Consider the following 1,176-nt stretch of genomic DNA (forward strand, 5'->3'; position numbering starts at 1 on the left):
ATGGCAAAAGGTAAATTCGAGCGTACAAAGCCTCATGTGAACATCGGCACGATTGGCCATGTCGATCATGGCAAGACGTCGCTGACGGCGGCGATCACCAAGTATTTTGGCGAATACAAGCGCTACGACCAGATCGATGCGGCGCCGGAGGAGAAGGCGCGCGGCATCACCATCTCGACGGCGCATGTCGAATACGAGACGGCCAACCGCCACTACGCCCATGTCGACTGCCCCGGCCACGCCGACTATGTCAAGAACATGATCACCGGTGCTGCGCAGATGGACGGCGCGATCCTGGTTGTGTCGGCCGCCGACGGCCCGATGCCGCAGACCCGCGAGCACATCCTGCTGGCCCGTCAGGTCGGCGTGCCGTCGATCGTGGTGTTCTTGAACAAGGTCGACCAGGTCGACGACGCCGAGCTGCTCGAGCTGGTCGAGCTCGAGGTGCGCGAGCTCTTGACCAAGAACGAGTTCCCCGGCGACGACATTCCGATCGTCAAGGGTTCGGCGCTCGCGGCTCTGGAAGATTCCGACAAGAAGATCGGCGAGGATTCGATCCGCGAATTGATGGCTGCGGTCGACGACTACATCCCGACGCCGGTTCGTCCGCTCGACAAGCCGTTCCTGATGCCGATCGAGGACGTATTCTCGATCTCGGGCCGCGGCACGGTGGTGACCGGCCGCGTCGAGCGCGGCGTGGTCAAGGTCGGCGAGGAGCTCGAGATCGTCGGCATCCGTCCGACCACCAAGACGACCTGCACGGGCGTCGAGATGTTCCGCAAGCTGCTCGACCAGGGCCAGGCCGGCGACAACATCGGCGCGCTCTTGCGCGGTGTCGACCGTGAAGGTGTCGAGCGCGGCCAGGTTCTGGCCAAGCCGGGCACGGTCAAGCCGCACAAGAAGTTCGTCGCCGAAGCCTACATCCTGACCAAGGACGAGGGCGGCCGTCACACGCCGTTCTTCACCAACTACCGGCCGCAGTTCTACTTCCGCACCACCGACGTGACCGGCATCGTGTCGCTGCCGGAAGGCACCGAGATGGTGATGCCGGGCGACAACATCACCGTCGATGTCGAGCTGATCGTGCCGATCGCCATGGAAGAGAAGCTGCGCTTCGCCATCCGTGAAGGCGGCCGCACCGTCGGTGCCGGCATCGTCGTCACCATCAAAGAGTAA

General features: G+C 63.4%; 1 protein-coding gene. It reads left to right on the forward strand.

The annotated features are described in order from the left end of the window. A complete protein-coding gene (tuf, locus tag NMG80_RS28350; protein WP_091591201.1) occupies positions 1-1,176 on the forward strand; it encodes an elongation factor Tu in 1,176 nt (391 codons plus the stop codon).

It is taken from the genome of Mesorhizobium escarrei, from assembly GCF_935825525.1.
Taxonomy (GTDB): Bacteria; Pseudomonadota; Alphaproteobacteria; order Rhizobiales; family Rhizobiaceae; genus Mesorhizobium; species Mesorhizobium escarrei.